This window comes from Rhodococcus zopfii NBRC 100606 = JCM 9919, assembly GCF_001895025.1.
Classification (GTDB): domain Bacteria; phylum Actinomycetota; class Actinomycetes; order Mycobacteriales; family Mycobacteriaceae; genus Rhodococcus; species Rhodococcus zopfii.
Genome location: NZ_BCXI01000102.1, coordinates 1 through 2,270 on the forward strand (window position 1 = coordinate 1; position 2,270 = coordinate 2,270).

Consider the following 2,270-nt stretch of genomic DNA (forward strand, 5'->3'; position numbering starts at 1 on the left):
CTGCTCTCCAGATATCCCGTCACCCCGATCGAGGAGTTGCACAATGAAGGAAGTCGACACCGCCACCCTTGCTCGCGCCTGGGAATCCGGCGCCGCGGTTCTGGATGTGCGCGAGGACTACGAGTACGCCGAGGCGCACGTGCCCCGCGCGACATGGATCCCGCTCGGGGAGCTGCCCGCCCGTGTGGCAGAGATCCCCTCCGGCGAAATCGTCTATGTCATCTGCGCATCCGGTAATCGCAGCAAGCACGGGGCGCAGATTGTCGAGGCCGCCGGCCGGGAGGCCGTCTCCGTCGCCGGGGGCACCAGTGCATGGCTGCGCGCCGGCCATCCGGTGGAGCGAGGCCTCGCGGCCTGACCTCCACTTCATTCCGAATCCGTCCCCGGCCACCCCGGGGCCACCAACCTGCGAGGAACCATGACGACGCCCACCCCCTTCGACGTGAACTCCGACACCGAAGTGCTACACCGCCTGCGTCGGGCGCAGGGACAGCTCGCCGCGGTGATCTCGATGGTCGAATCCGGCCGCGAATGCCGCGAGGTGGTCACCCAACTCTCCGCGGTGACCCACGCGTTGCATCGCGCCGGCTTCAAGCTCGTCTCCCACCAGCTGCGGCGCTGCATCCTCGACGAGCAGGACGGCACCTGCGCCGACCGCCTCACCGAGGACCAACTCGAAAAGCTGTTCCTCAGCCTGGCCTGACCCCGCCCGCTGCCCCACACCCCGTACACATACCCCTAGGGGTATGTGTACGATAGCGACGCAATACCCCCCGGGGCACCACCTGCACCGCCCCCTCCCCCCAACCGAAAGGCCCCCATGACCGAGCCGAGCCCCGCCACCCTCGACCCGATCGCCCTGCACGACCTCGTCGACTCCGGCAAGAACGTCCGCATCGTCGACGTCCGCACCCCCGGCGAATTCGAGACCGTGCACATCCCCGGCGCCTACAACGTCCCCCTCGACCTGCTGCGCGAACACCGCGACGAATTCCTCACCCACCTCGACGAGAACGTCGTACTGGTCTGCCGCTCCGGACAACGCGCCACCCAGGCCGAGGAAACCCTGCGCACCGCCGGCCTGTTCAACGTCCACATCCTCGACGGCGGCATGCTCGGCTGGGAAGCCCACGGCCTGACCGTCAACCGCGGCACCGAACGCTGGGACCTCGAACGCCAGGTCCGCCTCGTCGCCGGCTCCCTCGTCCTGAGCTCGATCCTCGCCAGCGTCGCCGCCCCCAAACTCAAATGGCTCGCCGCCGGCATCGGCGGCGGACTGACCTTCGCCGCCCTGACCAACACCTGCGCCATGGGCATGCTGCTGTCCAAACTGCCCTACAACCGCGGCGCCTCCTGCGACGCCCAGACCATCGTCAACCGACTGGTCGACTCCCAGACCACCCCCACCGAAGGGAACTGACCCATGATCGCGCTGACCGTCGCCCTGGCCGTCCTCGTCGGAGTCACCCTCGGCCTGCTCGGCGGCGGAGGATCGATCCTCACCGTCCCCCTGCTCGCCTACGTCGCGGGCATGGACGCCAAGGAAGCCATCGCCACCTCCCTGCTCGTCGTCGGCGTCACCAGCGCGGTCGGCGCGATCTCCCACGCCCGCGCCGGCCGCGTCCAATGGCGCACCGGCATCCTGTTCGGCCTCGCCGGCATGGCCGGCGCCTACGCCGGCGGCCTGCTCTCACGCTTCATCCCCGGCACCGTCCTGCTGCTCGCCTTCGCCGCCATGATGATCGCCACCGCCATCGCCATGCTCCGCGGCCGCAAGAACACCGCCGCGGCCGGCGACGACACCCATTCGATGCCGGTCGGCAAAATCCTGCTCGACGGCGTCATCGTCGGCCTGGTCACCGGCCTCGTCGGCGCCGGCGGCGGCTTCCTCGTCGTCCCCGCCCTCGCCCTGCTCGGCGGCCTGCCCATGCCCATCGCCGTCGGCACCTCCCTGATCGTCATCGCCATGAAATCCTTCGCCGGCCTCGGCGGCTACCTGTCCACCGTGCACATCGACTGGCGCCTGGCCGCGATGGTCACCGGCGCCGCCGTCGTCGGCAGCCTCATCGGCGGCCGCCTGACCTCGCTGATCGACCCGGACACCCTCCGCAAGAGCTTCGGCTGGTTCGTCCTGATCATGTCCTCGGTCATCCTCGCCCAGGAAATCCACCCCGCCGTCGGCATCACCACCGCCGCCCTCACCCTCGCCGCCGCCGCCACCACCTACGCCTGCAACCGCAGCGACCGCTGCCCCCTGCAGCGCACCGGAC

At 69.8% G+C, this 2,270-nt stretch carries 4 protein-coding genes; all 4 read left to right on the top strand.

The window, feature by feature from the left end; genetic code table 11:
- Nucleotides 1-43 precede the first annotated feature (43 nt).
- On the top strand, nucleotides 44-358 hold the full coding sequence (locus tag RZ1_RS29245; RefSeq protein ID WP_072816427.1) for a rhodanese-like domain-containing protein: 315 nt from the start codon (nucleotides 44-46) through the stop codon (nucleotides 356-358).
- Nucleotides 359-418: 60 nt separating this feature from the next.
- Nucleotides 419-703, top strand: a complete 285-nt coding sequence (locus tag RZ1_RS29250) for a metal-sensitive transcriptional regulator (protein ID WP_072816429.1) — start codon at nucleotides 419-421, stop codon at nucleotides 701-703.
- Nucleotides 704-820: 117 nt separating this feature from the next.
- Nucleotides 821-1,420, top strand: coding sequence for a rhodanese-like domain-containing protein (locus tag RZ1_RS29255; protein ID WP_072816431.1), 600 nt, complete (start codon nucleotides 821-823; stop codon nucleotides 1,418-1,420).
- 3 nt (nucleotides 1,421-1,423) lie between these two features.
- Nucleotides 1,424-2,270: sulfite exporter TauE/SafE family protein (locus RZ1_RS29260; RefSeq protein WP_072816433.1), on the top strand; the 847-nt coding region annotated here is incomplete at its 3' end.